This is a genomic window from Pseudomonas sp. LY-1, assembly GCF_053502595.1.
On record NZ_CP094353.1, the window covers coordinates 6219768 to 6236476 of the forward strand.

The window sequence follows — 16709 nt, forward strand, 5'->3', positions numbered from 1 at the left end:
TTTCTATCACATACCCAAATTTTTAAAGAACGATCTAATCAAAGACTAGAAATCAACATTCACCATCATCACGATGGAATGCTCATTTCTAAGCTTTTAACTTCTAGAAGCAGTAGTGGTGGAGCCAAACGGGATCGAACCGTTGACCTCCTGCGTGCAAGGCAGGCGCTCTCCCAGCTGAGCTATGGCCCCGTATTTCTACAGGTTCCCACACAAAATTGGTGGGTCTGGGCAGATTCGAACTGCCGACCTCACCCTTATCAGGGGTGCGCTCTAACCAACTGAGCTACAGACCCAATTTCGGGCTGCTTCTTATCGTCTTCTTCAATGAATCAAGCAATTCGTGTGGGAACTTATGGAGCAGCTGATGTCGTCGATTAAGGAGGTGATCCAGCCGCAGGTTCCCCTACGGCTACCTTGTTACGACTTCACCCCAGTCATGAATCACACCGTGGTAACCGTCCCCCCGAAGGTTAGACTAGCTACTTCTGGTGCAACCCACTCCCATGGTGTGACGGGCGGTGTGTACAAGGCCCGGGAACGTATTCACCGCGACATTCTGATTCGCGATTACTAGCGATTCCGACTTCACGCAGTCGAGTTGCAGACTGCGATCCGGACTACGATCGGTTTTCTGGGATTAGCTCCACCTCGCGGCTTGGCAACCCTCTGTACCGACCATTGTAGCACGTGTGTAGCCCAGGCCGTAAGGGCCATGATGACTTGACGTCATCCCCACCTTCCTCCGGTTTGTCACCGGCAGTCTCCTTAGAGTGCCCACCATTACGTGCTGGTAACTAAGGACAAGGGTTGCGCTCGTTACGGGACTTAACCCAACATCTCACGACACGAGCTGACGACAGCCATGCAGCACCTGTCTCAATGTTCCCGAAGGCACCAATCTATCTCTAGAAAGTTCATTGGATGTCAAGGCCTGGTAAGGTTCTTCGCGTTGCTTCGAATTAAACCACATGCTCCACCGCTTGTGCGGGCCCCCGTCAATTCATTTGAGTTTTAACCTTGCGGCCGTACTCCCCAGGCGGTCAACTTAATGCGTTAGCTGCGCCACTAAGAGCTCAAGGCTCCCAACGGCTAGTTGACATCGTTTACGGCGTGGACTACCAGGGTATCTAATCCTGTTTGCTCCCCACGCTTTCGCACCTCAGTGTCAGTATCAGTCCAGGTGGTCGCCTTCGCCACTGGTGTTCCTTCCTATATCTACGCATTTCACCGCTACACAGGAAATTCCACCACCCTCTACCATACTCTAGTCAGTCAGTTTTGAATGCAGTTCCCAGGTTGAGCCCGGGGATTTCACATCCAACTTAACTAACCACCTACGCGCGCTTTACGCCCAGTAATTCCGATTAACGCTTGCACCCTCTGTATTACCGCGGCTGCTGGCACAGAGTTAGCCGGTGCTTATTCTGTCGGTAACGTCAAAACAATCACGTATTAGGTAACTGCCCTTCCTCCCAACTTAAAGTGCTTTACAATCCGAAGACCTTCTTCACACACGCGGCATGGCTGGATCAGGCTTTCGCCCATTGTCCAATATTCCCCACTGCTGCCTCCCGTAGGAGTCTGGACCGTGTCTCAGTTCCAGTGTGACTGATCATCCTCTCAGACCAGTTACGGATCGTCGCCTTGGTGAGCCATTACCTCACCAACTAGCTAATCCGACCTAGGCTCATCTGATAGCGCAAGGCCCGAAGGTCCCCTGCTTTCTCCCGTAGGACGTATGCGGTATTAGCGTCCGTTTCCGAACGTTATCCCCCACTACCAGGCAGATTCCTAGGCATTACTCACCCGTCCGCCGCTCTCAAGAGAAGCAAGCTTCTCTCTACCGCTCGACTTGCATGTGTTAGGCCTGCCGCCAGCGTTCAATCTGAGCCATGATCAAACTCTTCAGTTCAAACATCTTTGGGTTTTTAAGAAACCCTAAACTTGGCTCAGCAATCGTTGGTTACATCTTTGATTTCTCGCGGAGTAACTTGTGATGCTGATAATCTTGTTGACTATCAGTCTGACTCCACAAGCACCCACACGAATTGCTTGATTCAGTTGTTAAAGAGCGGTTGGTTAAGATCTTTCGTCTCAACCGAGGCGCGCATTCTACAGCAGCCTCATTTGCTGTCAAGTGATTATTTTCAGAAGTTTTCAAAGTTTCCTTTGTAACTTCAACCACTTGCGCTTCCGATCTCTCGTTAGCGGGAGGCGAATTCTACAGCGTTACACGCTGCTGTCAACACCTCTTTTTCTCCGCTTTCGACCGAGAAGATCGAAACGTCAATAGAGCCAAACAACACTGCTCTACCAACTCCTTCCAGGCTTCGATGAACTGAAGCAGGTCGCTGTCGAATCTTGCGTAACTCTTTGTTTACCAAGGAGTTTTCCGTTTCGACTGCGCCGGAAGTGGGGCGAATTATAGACAGATATAAATCGCCGTCAACAGTTAATTTCAGACTTATTCGGATTTAAGCGTAATACGCGCAAATGCCTTCTTCCCAGCCTGGCAAACATGGGTCGCACCCAGCGCGTATATAAAGGTGCGATCAACCACTTCACCATCGATACGCACACCACCGGAACCCAAGAGGTCACGCGCGACCGCCGAGTTCTTCACCAGGCCTGCCTTATTAAGGACGGCCGCGATCGGCATTGCCTCGGCAGCAGTCAGCTCGATCTCCGGCAGATCATCCGGCAGCTCACCATCCTTCATCCGGTTGCCCGCCGCACGGTGAGCACTGGCCGCTGCCTCCTCGCCATGGAAACGCGCAACAATCTCTTCAGCCAGCTTGATCTTCACGTCGCGAGGATTGGCACCCGCCTCGACATCCGCACGCAGCGCATTGATCTCATCCATCGAGCGGAAGCTCAACAGCTCGAAGTAACGCCACATCAGCGCATCCGGAATCGAAACCAGCTTGCCGTACATCACGCCCGGCGCTTCCTGGATACCGACATAGTTGCCCAGGGACTTGGACATCTTCTTGACGCCGTCCAACCCCTCCAGCAACGGCATGGTCAGAATGCACTGAGCCTCTTGCCCATACGCACGCTGCAGCTCACGCCCCATCAGAAGGTTGAACTTCTGATCGGTGCCACCCAACTCAACGTCAGCGCGCAACGCCACCGAGTCATAGCCCTGGACCAGCGGGTACAGGAACTCATGAATCGCGATCGGCTGATTGGTCGAATAGCGCTTGTCGAAGTCATCGCGCTCAAGCATGCGCGCCACGGTGTATTGGGATGTCAGACGAATGAAGTCCGCCGGCCCCATCTTGTCCATCCAGGTGGAGTTGAACGCCACCTCGGTCTTGGCCGGATCGAGAATCTTGAACACCTGGGTCTTGTAGGTCTCGGCATTCTCGAGAACCTGTTCACGGGTCAGCGGCGGACGCGTGGCGCTCTTGCCGCTTGGATCACCGATCATCCCGGTGAAATCCCCTATAAGGAAGATCACCTGATGCCCCAGGTCCTGGAACTGGCGCAGCTTATTGATAAGCACGGTATGGCCCAGGTGCAGATCCGGCGCAGTCGGATCAAAGCCGGCCTTGATACGCAGGGGCTGGCCACGCTTGAGCTTTTCGATCAGCTCCGCCTCGACCAACAGTTCTTCCGCACCACGTTTTATCAGCGCTAGCTGCTCTTCAACCGACTTCATAACAGACCCGCAAGGCTCAGATTCAAAAGGGAACCAACCATACAAGATCAGGGACTAATTACAAGTTTTGCCCTGCGCACGGACACCGTTCGACAAGCCCGGCGTTCGCGAGCTTGCGTCACAGATGATTTGGTTATATTTTATACAGTTATTTCATCTTCATCATGTCAGTCATCTTTTCCATTTCATCTTCAAAGTCAAAATTACCTATGACCACAGAACCGTCTAAAGCGCCGCCGCTTTACCCAAAGACCCACCTGCTCGCTGCAAGTGGTATCGCCGCCCTTCTGAGCCTGGCACTCCTGGTATTCCCTTCCAGTGACGTAGAAGCCAAACGAACGTCCCTGAGCCTTGACCTGGAAAGTCCCGCAGAACAACTGACACAAGATCAAGACGCTTCCGACGCGCAACAAGCCACAAATGCCCCCATCGATTCGCCGTTTGCCCAGATCGAAAGCGCCCCGGACGAAACCGACAAAACCGCCCAGCAGCAGGCTGCACCTGCCGTAGCGCAGGCCAAGAACCCCCAGCATCGCGAGGTGCTCGTCGGCAAGGGCGACACGCTTTCCACCCTGTTCGAGAAGGTCGGCCTACCTGCCACTACGGTTAATGAGGTCTTGGCCAGCGATAAACAAGCCAAGCAATTCACCCAGCTCAAACGCGGTCAAAAACTCGAATTCGAGCTGACCCCAGATGGCCAGCTGAACAACCTGCACAGCAACCTCAGCGACCTGGAAAGCATCACCCTGACCAAGGGTGCCAAGGGTTTCGCGTTCAATCGCATCACCACCAAGCCAGTGATGCGCTCCGCCTACGTACATGGCGTCATCAACAGCTCGCTGTCGCAATCGGCCGCCCGTGCCGGCTTGTCCCACAGCATGACCATGGACATGGCCAGCGTGTTTGGCTACGACATCGACTTCGCCCAGGACATCCGCCAGGGTGACGAATTCGACGTGATCTACGAGCAGAAGGTCGCCAACGGCAAAGTGGTCGGCACCGGCAATATCCTCTCCGCGCGCTTTACCAACCGCGGCAAGACCTACACCGCCGTGCGCTACACCAACAAACAAGGCAACAGCAGTTACTACACCGCTGATGGCAACAGCATGCGCAAGGCCTTTATCCGCACACCTGTGGATTTCGCCCGCATCAGCTCGCGCTTCTCCATGGGACGCAAGCACCCCATCCTGAACAAAATCCGCGCCCACAAAGGCGTCGACTATGCAGCGCCGCGCGGCACGCCCATCAAGGCCGCAGGTGACGGCAAGGTACTGTTGGCTGGACGTCGCGGCGGTTACGGCAACACCGTGATCATCCAGCACGGCAACACCTACCGCACGCTGTATGGCCACATGCAAGGCTTCGCCAAGGGCGTACAGACCGGCGGCAACGTGAAGCAGGGCCAGGTGATCGGTTATATCGGCACGACCGGCTTGTCCACCGGCCCACACTTGCACTATGAATTCCAGGTCAATGGCGTACACGTCGACCCGTTGGGCCAGAAACTGCCGATGGCCGACCCGATCGCCAAGGCCGAACGCGCGCGTTTCATGCAACAAAGCCAACCGCTGATGGCACGCATGGATCAGGAGCGCTCTACCCTGCTGGCTTCGGCGAAGCGCTAAGGTATGCCGCTCTATATAGGCGTGATGTCAGGGACCAGCCTCGATGGCCTGGATATCGCCCTGATCGAACAAGAGGCGGCGATCAAGCTGATCGCCACTCACTACATCCCTATGCCAGACAGCTTGCGCGCGGAGCTGCTTGGCCTGTGTGCCAGCGGCCCGGATGAGATCGCCCGCTCGGCAATGGCCCAGCAACGCTGGGTGACACTCGCCGCCCAGGGCATCCATGCCCTGCTCGACCAGCACAACCTCAAGCCCCAGGACATTCGCGCGATCGGCAGCCATGGGCAGACTATCCGCCATGAACCGGCACGCGGTTTCACCGTACAGATCGGCAACCCTGCCTTGCTCACCGAATTGACCGGCATCACCGTGGTCAGCGACTTCCGCAGCCGCGACGTTGCTGCAGGTGGCCAGGGTGCGCCGTTGGTACCGGCCTTTCATGAAGCACTGTTTTACGAACGCAGCGGGAATCGTGCGGTTTTGAATGTCGGAGGTTTCAGCAACCTCAGCCTGATCGAGACCGGCAAACCCGTAGCCGGCTTCGACTGCGGCCCGGGCAATGTCTTGCTGGATGCCTGGATTCATCAACAGCGCGGTGAACACTTTGATCGCGAGGGTCAATGGGCCGCCAGCGGCAAAGTCGAACCTCAGTTGCTCAACGCGCTGCTCAGTGACCCCTTTTTCTTGACCAAAGGCCCGAAAAGCACCGGGCGCGAAGTGTTCAACCTGGGATGGCTGCAACAACACCTGGCGCGCCTACCCGCCTTCGCCCCCCAGGACATCCAGGCCACGCTGCTGGAACTGACGGCCCTGACCATCGTCGAGGCCCTGCAAACCGCCCAACCCCAGACAAACACCCTGCTTGTCTGCGGCGGCGGCGCGCATAACCGCACGCTGATGAAACGCCTGGCCACGCTATTGCCATCGACCCAGGTCAGCAGCACCGCCACCTGCGGCGTAGACCCCGATTGGGTCGAAGCCATGGCCTTCGCCTGGCTGGCCCATTGCTGCCTCGAAGGCATCGCCGCCAACCGCCCCAGCGTCACTGGCGCACGCGGGCTACGGGTGCTGGGCGCGATCTACCCCGCCTGACTGCCCGCCAGAATCCGCAGACAGCAAAACGCCGCTTGGCCGATCAAAGCCAAGCGGCGTTTTTGTATCCGCTACCGATCAGATCGAGAACGAAGACCCGCAACCACACGTAGTCGTGGCATTAGGGTTCTTGATCACGAAACGCGAACCCTCCAGACCTTCCTGGTAATCCACCTCGGCGCCTGCCAGGTATTGGAAACTCATGGGGTCCACAACCAGGCTCACGCCCTCGCGCTCGACGATGGTGTCGTCATCGGCCACTTCTTCATCGAAGGTAAAACCGTACTGAAACCCTGAACAACCGCCGCCCGTAACAAATACGCGCAGCTTCAAGCGATCATTACCCTCTTCATCGACCAGGCTCTTCACCTTGTGCGCAGCACCGTGGGTGAATTGCAAAGCCGTGGGGGTGAAGGACTCAACGCTCATGCTGATAATCTCCCGGCGTACCGCCGCCATATGCGTAATGGTCGGTATTATCCGCTTCTCCTAGAAAAGCGGTCAACTATTGTTACGGTATATCAATCTGCGCAGCCGCCATTAAAAACACAAAAGGCCCGATCGACGGGCCTTCTGCTTGGCGACCTGACAGCCTTACGGCAGCATGCCTGCGTGGGACAAGCCCAGCTTCTCATCCAGGCCGAACAGGATGTTCATGTTCTGCACCGCCTGGCCCGAAGCGCCCTTGACCAGATTGTCGATCACCGACAGCACCACCACCAGATCACCGTCCTGCGGCCGATGCACGGCAATCCGGCACACGTTGGCGCCGCGCACGCTGCGGGTTTCCGGATGGCTGCCGGCCGGCATCACATCGACGAACGGCTCGTTGGCGTAACGCTTTTCAAACAGCGCCTGCAAATCCACCGAGCGATCCACCACCGTCGCATACAGTGTCGAGTGAATACCACGGATCATCGGAGTCAGGTGCGGCACGAAGGTCAGCCCCACATCCTTACCGGCGGCGCGACGCAGCCCCTGGCGGATTTCCGGCAGATGACGATGCCCTTTTACCGCGTAGGCCTTCATGCTTTCCGACGTCTCGGAGTACAGCGACCCCACCGCCGCCCCACGCCCGGCGCCGCTGACGCCCGACTTGCAGTCGGCAATCAAGCGCGAAACGTCGGCCAGCCCGGCTTCGAGCAATGGCAGGAAGCCCAACTGCGTCGCGGTCGGATAGCAACCCGGCACGGCGATCAGGCGCGCTTGCTTGATCTGCTCACGATTGACTTCCGGCAGGCCGTACACCGCCTCTTCCAACAGCTGCGGCGCGCCGTGTGGCTGGCCGTACCATTTGGCCCACTCGTCGGCATCCTGCAGGCGGAAGTCCGCCGACAGATCGATGACCTTGGTGCCCGCGGCCAGCAACTCGCCGGCCAGCGCATGGGCCACGCCGTGGGGGGTGGCAAAGAACACCACGTCACAGGCGCCGAGGGTCTTGATGTCCGGCACACTGAACGCCAGGCCGTCGTAATGGCCTCGCAGGTTCGGGTACATATCGGCCACAGCCAGGCCGGCCTCGGATCGGGAAGTGATGACCACCACCTCAGCTTGCGGATGCTGAGCCAACAGACGCAGCAATTCGACACCGGTGTAACCCGTGCCGCCGACGATACCGACCTTGACCATAAACCTGCCCTCAAAGAACCCACTGGAAAGCCGTCGATAATAGGGGCCGCATTGTCCTGCGACAACCGCCAAGGTGACGTAAGGACGCATGAGCCACTACTATCTTCAGTTACCGTGAACCTGGGAATAACTAAAAATGCTTTATCTATGGGTCAAAGCCTTCCATATCGTCAGCATCGTGTGCTGGTTTGCCGGGCTGTTCTACCTGCCGCGCCTGTTCGTCTACCACGCCCAAAGCGAAGACACCGTCAGCAAGGAACGCTTCAGCGTCATGGAGCGCAAGTTGTATCGCGGCATCATGGGCCCGTCGATGCTTGCCACGCTGGTCTTCGGCATCTGGATGATCGCCCTCAACCCCGGCCTCTTCCATATGGGCGCCTGGCTCCACGTCAAGCTGACCCTGGTCGTTCTGCTGATCGGTTACCACCACATGTGCGGCGCGCAGGTAAAACGCTTCGCCCGTGGCGAAAACACCCGCAGCCATGTCTTTTATCGCTGGTTCAATGAGTTCCCGGTTCTGATATTGCTGGCTATCGTAATTCTGGTCGTGGTCAAACCGTTCTAACGTCAATGCCTCGGGGTACCTCCAATGTCGCTGCCCGCTTTGCTTGAACAACGTTTGCGCCTGCCCGTCGTGGCCGCGCCGATGTTCCTGATTTCCAATCCGCAACTGGTCCTGGCGTGCTGCCGCAATGGCGTGGTCGGAAGTTTCCCGGCACTGAACCAGCGCGAAAGCAGTGGTTTCAAGGCCTGGCTGGAGGAAATCGAAGCGGGCCTGGCGCAGTTGAGCAACCCTGCGCCCTACGCCGTCAACCTCATCGTCCACCACAGCAACCCACGGTTGGAGGCAGACCTGGCGATCTGCGTCGAGCACAAGGTGCCGATCGTCATCACCAGCCTCGGCGCGGTGAAGGCGTTGGTCGATGCGGTACACAGCTACGGCGGCCTGGTCTTCCATGACGTCACCACTCGACGTCACGCCGAGAAAGCCGCCGAAGCCGGGGTGGACGGCCTGATCGCCGTGGCCGCCGGCGCCGGTGGCCATGCCGGCACCTGGAGCCCGTTCGCGTTGATCGCAGAGATTCGCCAGTTCTTCGATAAAACCCTGCTGCTGGCCGGCTGCCTCAACCACGGGCACGAAATCCTGGCCGCCCAGTTGCTGGGCGCGGACCTGGCGTATCTGGGCACGCGGTTTATCGCCACCGCCGAAAGCCACGCGCCGGATGCGTATAAAGAGATGCTGCTCACATCAGGCGCCGTCGACATCGTACACACTGCCGCAGTCTCCGGCGTGCCCGCCAGCTTCATGCGTCAGAGCCTGGCAAACGCCGGTTTCGACCTGGCCGCCCTGCAAGGCAAAGGCGAAGTCAATTTCGGCGCCAAGCTCAAGCCGTTGAACGACGAGGCCAAGGCCTGGAAGACCGTATGGTCCGCCGGCCAGGGCGTTGGTGAGATCGATGATTTGCCCGGCGTCGATGAACTCGTTGCGCGCCTGGATGCCGAATACCGCGAAGCCCGCGAGAAGGCGGCACAGTTGCGCTGGCCGCGCTGATACACTTGCCGGGCCCGCCCATTGAAGCGGGCCTGCCCCCTCCCCTGTAACATGACAAGGATGCCCGCATGAGCGACAACCGTTTCAAGATTGTGTTTGATGGAGCCCTGCTCCCGGGTGTCGAAAGCACCACCGCTAAACTGAATCTCGCCGAATTGTTCAAAAGCAACGTTGAGGCCATCGAGAAGCTCTTTACCGGTCGCCCCGTCGCCCTCAAGCGCGACCTCGCGCGCCCCGATGCCGAAACCTACCTCACCGCGCTGAAGAACGCCGGGATCGACGCGCGTATCGAAGCCGAACAGCCCGTGGCCTTCAGCCTTGACGAAACCCACGAGACCGAGCCCTCTGCCCGCCCTGCCGCCTCCCCGTATGCACCACCGCGTGCCGCAGTGGGTGACGATTTGCCGGAGTACGCCGAGCTCAAGATCTTCACGATCCATGGCCGCATCGGTCGCCTGCGCTACCTGGCCTGGACGCTGGTACTCACCGTCGCGATGCTCGTCGCCTCGGGCATCCTCGCCACTGCCGGCTTCGCCGTGGCGACCGCTTCGCCGACGGCGGGCATCATCCTGGGCTCGCTGCTGGGTTTCGCGCTGTTCGTGGCGATTGTCTGGGTCAGCGTGCAAATCGGCGTGCAGCGTCTGCACGACCTGGGCTGGTCCGGCTGGCTGTACCTGCTGAACCTGGTGCCGCTGGTGAACAGCATTTTCCCGCTGCTGCTGCTGGTGTTGCCAGGTAACACCGGCGCCAACCAGTACGGTGCGCCGCCACCGCGCAACTCCACGGCAGTGAAAGTCCTGGCCTCCCTGTGGCTGGCGTTTATTCCGTTGATGCTCATCATCTTGATGGCCTTGGGGATGAACGGCTACCTGGACCAAATCGAAAGCAACGTGGACAGCAGCTACGAAAGCAGCTCCATCACCTCCGATGAAGACGCCGATCAAAGCGTGATCGTCAATGAAGAAGACGTGCAAAGTGCTGACGACGCGGCCGAACCTGTAGACTCTCCAGAACAGTGAAAAAACGCCCGCCGCCTGTGATGCCTCTGTCACAGGTCCGGCGGCGTTGCGATGGAGAAAGGCATGACCCGTTACGCTCTGATCACCGGTGCCTCCAGCGGCATCGGCCTGGCCTTGGCCGAAGCACTGGCCCGGCGCGGCCGCAGCTTGATTCTGGTGGCCCGCCAGCGTGATCAGTTGGAAAGCATTGCAATCGAATTGACGCAACGCTTCGGCGTCGAGGTGCTGTTCCGCGCCTGCGACCTGGGTGAGCCGCTGCGTTTGTCCGGGTTCCTGTTGGAGCTTGAGGAAGGCGAGCGGCAGATCGACTTGCTGGTCAACTGCGCTGGCATGGGCACCAGCGGGCCGTTCCTGGCCCAGGACTGGATGACCGAGCAGGACCTGATCGAAGTCAACATCCTCGCCCTGACCCGTATGTGTCACGCCCTCGGCAATGCCATGGCCCTGCATGGCGGCGGGCAGATCCTCAACGTCGCCTCGATCGCCGCATTCCAGCCCGGCCCGTGGATGAGCAGTTACTACGCCAGCAAAGCCTATGTATTGCACTTCTCCGAAGGTCTGCGCGAAGAATTGAAAACCTGCGGCATCAAGGTCTCGGTGCTGTGCCCCGGCCCGACGCGCACGGCCTTCTTCGGCACGGCGCAAATGGACACCGCCAAGCTCGAGCGCAGCGCGCACTTGATGAGCCCGGAAGAAGTGGCGCTCTACACCGTGCGCGCCCTGGAAAAAAACCAAGCCATCATCATCCCCGGCCGCCGCAATCGCTGGCTCGCCTTCAGTCCGCGCTTGAGCCCACGCTGGCTGACCCGCAAGCTCGCCGGCGCGATCAACAAGGCCTATTGCCCGCGCTGAAGGCCTGAGTACACTCACCCTGCACATTCACCATGGAGAAACAGCTTTGGATACTCTGTTCACCAAGATCATCAACAGAGAAATACCCGCGAAGATCATCTATGAAGATGATCAGGTCCTCGCCTTCCACGATATCGCCCCACAAGCGCCGGTACATTTTCTGGTTATCCCGAAAAAACCGATCCGCACCCTGAACGATCTGACCGAAAGCGACAAAACCCTGGCTGGGCACATCCTGTTCACCGCTCAGCGCCTGGCCCTGGAACAGGGCTGCGAGAAGGGCTTTCGTGTGGTGATGAACTGCAATGAAGACGGTGGACAGACCGTTTACCATATCCACATGCATGTGCTGGGCCAGCGCCAGATGAACTGGCCGCCGGGCTGATACGCCTGACACACGGGTCGCCGGCCTCCCGCATGCGACCCCATGCCCTTGACTCAACGCAAACGCTTCGCCCTCTCTTGCGGTAAACTGGCCGCCGAGATTCTTCCCGGAGGTCAGCATGACTACCCAACGTCACTACTCGCCGATTGACCGTCTGTTGTTGCAAGCCGACACGGCCATACGCACGCTGCTGCCATTCAGCGGCCAGCCGTATCGCCCGTCGCCCGCCATCGTGCAGCCCGATGCACAGATGAACGAGACCGACACCCGCCACGTCGCCGGCCTGATGCGTATCAACCATACCGGCGAAGTCTGTGCCCAGGCGCTGTACCAGGGCCAGGCGCTGACCGCCAAGCTGCCGCAAGTGCGCGCAGCCATGGAGCATGCCGCCGAGGAAGAAATCGACCACCTGGCCTGGTGCGAGCAACGCATTCGCCAATTGGGCAGCCATCCCAGCGTGCTGAACCCGCTGTTCTATGGCCTGTCGTTTGGGATTGGCGCCGCAGCCGGCTTGATCAGCGACAAAGTCAGCCTGGGGTTTGTCGCGGCCACGGAACAGCAAGTATGCAAGCACCTGGATGAGCACCTGGAACAGTTACCGACCGAAGACGAAAAGTCCCGGGCGATTCTTGAACAGATGCGTATCGATGAAGAACACCACGCAAAAAGCGCACTGGACGCCGGTGGTTTCCGCTTCCCGGCGCCGGTGAGGTTTGGCATGAGCCTGATGGCCAAGGTCATGACCAAAAGCACCTACCGCATCTAACCTGCAAAAAAGGGCGCTATCAAAGCGCCCTGTCTTTATTGCCGGCGAATCCCTGGATCAGCCCAACTCAATGATTTCGTAATCATGGGTAATGGCGACACCGGCCGCGCCCAGCATGATCGACGCCGAGCAATACTTCTCAGCCGACAGCTCGATGGCACGCTTGACCTGGGCTTCTTTCAGCGCCCGGCCCTTGACCACGAAATGCATGTGGATCTTGGTGAACACCTTGGGATCTTCAGTCGCACGCTCGGCTTCGAGGAAGGCTTCGCAGCTTTCCACGGCCTGGCGGGACTTTTTCAAAATGCTGACCACGTCGAAATTGCTGCAACCGCCTACACCAAGCAGGAGCATTTCCATCGGGCGTACGCCCAGGTTGCGGCCACCGGCTTCCGGCGGACCGTCCATGACCACGACATGGCCACTGCCCGACTCACCGAGGAACATGGCTTCGCCCGCCCATTGGATGCGTGCCTTCATCGCCCAGACTCCACTGCTAAAAAAGGGTCGCCAGCTTAGCACACGGCCCGCGGCCGGCAGCTTTTGCGCGTAAAGCCATCAATCGCCACAGTTACCCGGTAAATTGGCTAATCGAGTCACAATGTGTCTGGTAAGCTGGCGCCAAATGAATGGCGCATTGCCATCCTTTGTACAACGTGTATCAATGCAGATACAGCTAGATAAAAACAAATCCAACCACCCTGTGCAGTCTTTTTCGGGATACAACCATGGTTGCTTTTACTCCCATACCCAAGATCAAGAATCTCGACAGACTGCTGACGCATTGCCAGAGTCGTCGCTACCCGGCCAAGCACAACATCATCTGCGCAGGCGAACGCTCCGAAACACTGTTCTTCATTATCAAGGGCTCGGTCACCATCCTGATCGAGGATGAAGATGGCCGCGAGATGATCATTGCCTACCTCAATACCGGCGATTTCTTCGGCGAGCTGGGGTTATTTGAACAAGCCGGCAAAGAACAGGAGCGCAGTGCCTGGGTGCGGACCAAAATCGAGAGCGAAGTGGCCGAGATCAGTTACACGAAGTTTCGTGAACTGACCCAGCACGATCCCGACATCCTTTATGCACTGAGCGGCCAGATTGCCCAGCGCCTGCGGGACACCACGCGCAAAGTCGGCGACCTGGCATTCTTTGATGTCACCGGCCGCGTGGCCCGCTGCCTGTTGGAGCTGTGCAAGCAGCCCGACGCGATGACTCACCCCGATGGCATGCAGATCAAAGTCACGCGCCAGGAAATCGGGCGCATTGTCGGTTGTTCGCGGGAGATGGTCGGTCGCGTGCTCAAGGATCTGGAAGAACGCAACCTGGTAGACGTCAAAGGCAAGACGATGGTGGTGTTCGGCACCCGTTAAACCGGCAGAAAGCTGGCCAGCATCTGCCGGTACAGCAGATCCAGCCGGCTGAGCGCGTCCGGTGCGGGGAAGGCTTCGTGCAGGGCGATATGGCTGTCGGCGCGAACGCGCTGTTCCAGGCCGCAGGCTTGATTGAAGCGATTGACCGCCGCGATCAGTTCTTCGCGATCGTTGTCCAGCAACAAGGCTCCGTGTACCAGCCCCACCGGACGACCACCACTTTGACGCCAGCGCTGGGCGGTGCCGACCATTTTGCGGCCATTGAGGTTGACGTTGTAGCGGCCGTCGCAGAACGCGCCGTCGATTTCGCCGACGGAAGCATCGCCGCCCAGTTCGATCAGCAAGTCACAGATCGGCTGGCACAAACGCAGGTAGCCGGTTTCGATGCGCCCCTGATCGCCTTCGCTGCGCGGCGGTGCGTAGACCAGGGCGATATTGACCGTGGCGTTTGATTGCGGCACCGGCTCGCCGCCGGTTTCGCGCAACAGCACCGGCCAGCCGGCCGCGGCTGACACTTGGCTGGCCACGTCAAACCCCGGCAGTCGGCTCAAGCGCCGCGGCATCACCAATGCCTGGTCGCTGGGCTGCCAGAACAGCAGGCCAAACGCCTGCTCCCCTGCACAAACAGCCGCCAGCAGGTTTTGCTCGGCAGCAAGCCCGGCTTCGACGCTCATCGACACTGGCTGGATCATCGAACACCTACCTCGCTGAATAAACACAAAACCCAATGTGAATGTGGGAGGGGGCTTGCCCCCGATGGCGGTGTATCAGTTGATAAATGTATCTGACTGACACTCCGCCATCGGGGGCAAGCCCCCTCCCACATGTTGACCGCACTTCAAATACTGACCGCGGTTTGATCAATCCAGGGTCGAACCGCTGACTGCCACACCACGCTCCGGGAAGAACAGGCGTTGCAGTTCGGCGCCCGGGTTCTCGGCGCGCATGAAGGTCTCGCCCACCAGGAACGAATACACGTCGCTGATTTCCATCAGTTCCACGTCGGCGCGGTTAACAATGCCGCTTTCGGTAATCACCAGGCGGTCGCGCGGGATACGCGGCAGCAGGTCGAGGGTGTTTTCCAGGCTGACTTCGAAGGTGTGCAGGTTGCGGTTGTTGACCCCCACCAGCGGTGTGTCGAGGGTTTTCAGCGCACGTTCCAGCTCATCGCCGTCGTGGACTTCCACCAGCACGTCGAGGCCGACGCTTTTGGCCACGGCCGCCAGCTCGGCCATCTTCACGTCATCCAGCGCGGAGACGATCAGCAGCACACAGTCGGCGCCCAGGGCACGGGCTTCAACGATCTGGTATGGATCGATCATGAAGTCCTTGCGGATCACCGGCAACTTGCATGCGGCGCGGGCCTGTTGCAGGAACAGGTCGGAACCCTGGAAGAAATCAACATCAGTCAGCACGGAGAGGCAAGTCGCCCCGCCTCTCTCATAGCTGGCGGCGATGTCGGCCGGTACGAAGTTTTCGCGGATCACGCCTTTGCTTGGCGAGGCCTTCTTGATTTCAGCGATGACAGCCGGCTGCTTGAGCTTGGCCTGAGCGATCAAGGCCTTGGCGAAGCCACGCGGCGCATCGGCGATTTTCGCCTGGCTTTCCAGCTCGGCCAGGCTCACGCGGGCACGGCGTTCCGCGACTTCTTCGGCTTTGCGGGCCAGGATCTTTTCCAGAACGGTCGGCACACTCATCCTTCATTCTCCATCTTGAACACCGCAGTAAAGGCCCCCAGTTCTTCGAGCTTCTCGCGGGCAAGGCCGGTGTGCAATGCATCATGCGCGAGGGCCACGCCTTCGTTAAGACTATAGGCGTGATCGGCGGCATAAAGCGCGGCACCGGCATTGAGCACAATCATTTCGGCGGCTTTCTGGCCGTTTTCGGTCTTGCGACGCCCCAAGGCGTCCTGAATCAGCGCCAGGGAATCGGCCGGGCTTTCCACTGCCAGACCATGCAGGCTCTGGCTCTTCATGCCGAGGTCTTCGGGCTCGACCCAATATTCGGTGATCTGATCATTCTTCAGCTCCGCCACAAAGGTCGGCGCCGCCAGGCTGAATTCGTCCAGGCCGTCTTTGGAATGCACCACCAGCACATGCTTGCTGCCCAGGCGCTGCAATACTTCGGCCAACGGCCGGCACAATGCCTGGCTGAACACGCCGACTACCTGATGCTTCACACCGGCCGGATTCGTAAGCGGGCCGAGCATGTTGAACAGGGTGCGCAGGCCGAGATCCTTGCGCGGGCCGGCGGCGTGTTTCATCGCGCCGTGGTGGGACTGCGCAAACATGAAGCCGATGCCCACGTTGTCGATGCAGCGCGCCACTTGTACGGGGGTCAGGTTCAGGTAGATCCCGGCCGCTTCGAGCAGATCAGCGCTGCCGCTTTTGCCGGACACCGCTCGGTTGCCGTGCTTGGCCACGGTGCAACCCGCCGCCGCGACCACGAAGGAGGCCGCCGTGGACACGTTGAAAATATTCGCACCGTCGCCGCCGGTGCCGACCACGTCGACCACGCCGTCGAGGGTCTTGAGCTCGACCTTGTCTGCCAGCTCGCGCATCACCGACACGGCGCCGACGATTTCGTCGATGCTCTCGCTCTTCATACGCATCGCCATCATGAACGCGCCGATCTGCGCGTCGGTGCATTGACCGGTCATGATCTCACGCATCACATCGCTCATTTCCGCGGTGCTCAGGTCCAGATGGCCGACGATACGGCTCAGGGCAGTCTTGATATCCAT

Annotated in this window: 16 protein-coding genes, 2 tRNA genes and 1 rRNA gene; 9 read left to right on the forward strand and 10 right to left on the reverse strand. The window is 59.0% G+C overall.

Annotation, left to right across the window (positions count from 1 at the left end; genetic code table 11):
* Nucleotides 1-116 precede the first annotated feature (116 nt).
* The 4 genes from MOQ67_RS28670 to tyrS form a co-directional block, all read right to left on the reverse strand.
* Nucleotides 117-192: transfer RNA gene (locus tag MOQ67_RS28670), tRNA-Ala, on the reverse strand.
* Between the two features lie 27 nt (nucleotides 193-219).
* Nucleotides 220-296 (reverse strand) — tRNA-Ile (locus MOQ67_RS28675).
* A gap of 82 nt (nucleotides 297-378) precedes the next feature.
* Nucleotides 379-1915, reverse strand: a 16S ribosomal RNA gene (locus MOQ67_RS28680).
* A gap of 552 nt (nucleotides 1916-2467) precedes the next feature.
* Nucleotides 2468-3667, reverse strand: a complete 1200-nt coding sequence (tyrS, locus tag MOQ67_RS28685; RefSeq protein ID WP_017847777.1) for a tyrosine--tRNA ligase — start codon at nucleotides 3665-3667, stop codon at nucleotides 2468-2470.
* Nucleotides 3668-3876: 209 nt separating this feature from the next.
* Between tyrS and MOQ67_RS28690 the strand changes: the two genes are divergently transcribed.
* Nucleotides 3877-5295 carry a peptidoglycan DD-metalloendopeptidase family protein gene (locus MOQ67_RS28690; protein WP_126587668.1) on the forward strand — a complete coding sequence of 473 codons (1419 nt, stop codon included), beginning with the start codon at nucleotides 3877-3879 and terminating at the stop codon, nucleotides 5293-5295.
* Nucleotides 5296-5298: 3 nt separating this feature from the next.
* Nucleotides 5299-6390 (forward strand): anhydro-N-acetylmuramic acid kinase, encoded by a 1092-nt coding sequence (locus tag MOQ67_RS28695; protein WP_448675732.1) that lies wholly within the window; start codon nucleotides 5299-5301, stop codon nucleotides 6388-6390.
* Nucleotides 6391-6468: 78 nt separating this feature from the next.
* On the opposite strand, the gene erpA is transcribed toward MOQ67_RS28695, so the two are convergent.
* Complete coding sequence (erpA, locus tag MOQ67_RS28700; protein ID WP_007906865.1) at nucleotides 6469-6819, reverse strand: iron-sulfur cluster insertion protein ErpA; 351 nt, start codon at nucleotides 6817-6819, stop codon at nucleotides 6469-6471.
* 165 nt (nucleotides 6820-6984) lie between these two features.
* Entirely contained in the window at nucleotides 6985-8019 is a 1035-nt protein-coding gene (gene argC, locus MOQ67_RS28705) for an N-acetyl-gamma-glutamyl-phosphate reductase (protein ID WP_017847781.1), read from the reverse strand.
* Nucleotides 8020-8155: 136 nt separating this feature from the next.
* Here argC and hemJ point away from each other — a divergent pair, with 136 nt between their 5' ends.
* The 6 genes from hemJ to coq7 all read left to right on the forward strand — a co-directional run bounded on the left by hemJ (nucleotide 8156) and on the right by coq7 (nucleotide 12593).
* Nucleotides 8156-8584: a protoporphyrinogen oxidase HemJ gene (gene hemJ, locus MOQ67_RS28710; protein WP_017847782.1), complete on the forward strand. Its 429-nt coding sequence runs from the start codon at nucleotides 8156-8158 to the stop codon at nucleotides 8582-8584.
* A gap of 24 nt (nucleotides 8585-8608) precedes the next feature.
* Entirely contained in the window at nucleotides 8609-9571 is a 963-nt protein-coding gene (locus MOQ67_RS28715; RefSeq protein ID WP_017847783.1) for an NAD(P)H-dependent flavin oxidoreductase, read from the forward strand.
* Nucleotides 9572-9639: 68 nt separating this feature from the next.
* Nucleotides 9640-10590 carry a DUF805 domain-containing protein gene (locus MOQ67_RS28720; protein WP_126587666.1) on the forward strand — a complete coding sequence of 317 codons (951 nt, stop codon included), beginning with the start codon at nucleotides 9640-9642 and terminating at the stop codon, nucleotides 10588-10590.
* A gap of 63 nt (nucleotides 10591-10653) precedes the next feature.
* Entirely contained in the window at nucleotides 10654-11442 is a 789-nt protein-coding gene (locus tag MOQ67_RS28725) for an SDR family NAD(P)-dependent oxidoreductase (RefSeq protein WP_017847785.1), read from the forward strand.
* 46 nt (nucleotides 11443-11488) lie between these two features.
* Nucleotides 11489-11827, forward strand: coding sequence for a histidine triad nucleotide-binding protein (locus MOQ67_RS28730; RefSeq protein ID WP_017847786.1), 339 nt, complete (start codon nucleotides 11489-11491; stop codon nucleotides 11825-11827).
* 118 nt (nucleotides 11828-11945) lie between these two features.
* A complete protein-coding gene (gene coq7 / locus MOQ67_RS28735) occupies nucleotides 11946-12593 on the forward strand; it encodes a 2-polyprenyl-3-methyl-6-methoxy-1,4-benzoquinone monooxygenase (RefSeq protein WP_126587664.1) in 648 nt (215 codons plus the stop codon).
* A 57-nt stretch (nucleotides 12594-12650) separates the two neighbouring features.
* Here the strand turns inward: coq7 and MOQ67_RS28740 are convergent, their stop codons facing one another.
* The gene (locus MOQ67_RS28740) at nucleotides 12651-13073 is read right to left on the reverse strand and encodes an OsmC family protein (protein ID WP_005792019.1); all 423 of its coding nucleotides are present in this window, start codon (nucleotides 13071-13073) and stop codon (nucleotides 12651-12653) included.
* 248 nt (nucleotides 13074-13321) lie between these two features.
* Between MOQ67_RS28740 and crp the strand changes: the two genes are divergently transcribed.
* Complete coding sequence (crp, locus tag MOQ67_RS28745) at nucleotides 13322-13966, forward strand: cAMP-activated global transcriptional regulator CRP (protein ID WP_017847788.1); 645 nt, start codon at nucleotides 13322-13324, stop codon at nucleotides 13964-13966.
* Here the strand turns inward: crp and MOQ67_RS28750 are convergent.
* The 3 genes from MOQ67_RS28750 to trpD all read right to left on the reverse strand — a co-directional run bounded on the left by MOQ67_RS28750 (nucleotide 13963) and on the right by trpD (nucleotide 16709).
* Complete coding sequence (locus tag MOQ67_RS28750) at nucleotides 13963-14658, reverse strand: lipoate--protein ligase family protein (RefSeq protein WP_126587662.1); 696 nt, start codon at nucleotides 14656-14658, stop codon at nucleotides 13963-13965. The two genes, crp and MOQ67_RS28750, sit on opposite strands and share 4 nt — an antisense overlap.
* A gap of 168 nt (nucleotides 14659-14826) precedes the next feature.
* Nucleotides 14827-15663: an indole-3-glycerol phosphate synthase TrpC gene (trpC, locus tag MOQ67_RS28755; RefSeq protein ID WP_017847790.1), complete on the reverse strand. Its 837-nt coding sequence runs from the start codon at nucleotides 15661-15663 to the stop codon at nucleotides 14827-14829.
* Nucleotides 15660-16709, reverse strand: a complete 1050-nt coding sequence (gene trpD, locus MOQ67_RS28760; RefSeq protein ID WP_017847791.1) for an anthranilate phosphoribosyltransferase — start codon at nucleotides 16707-16709, stop codon at nucleotides 15660-15662. The genes trpC and trpD overlap by 4 nt, the downstream gene beginning before the upstream one ends.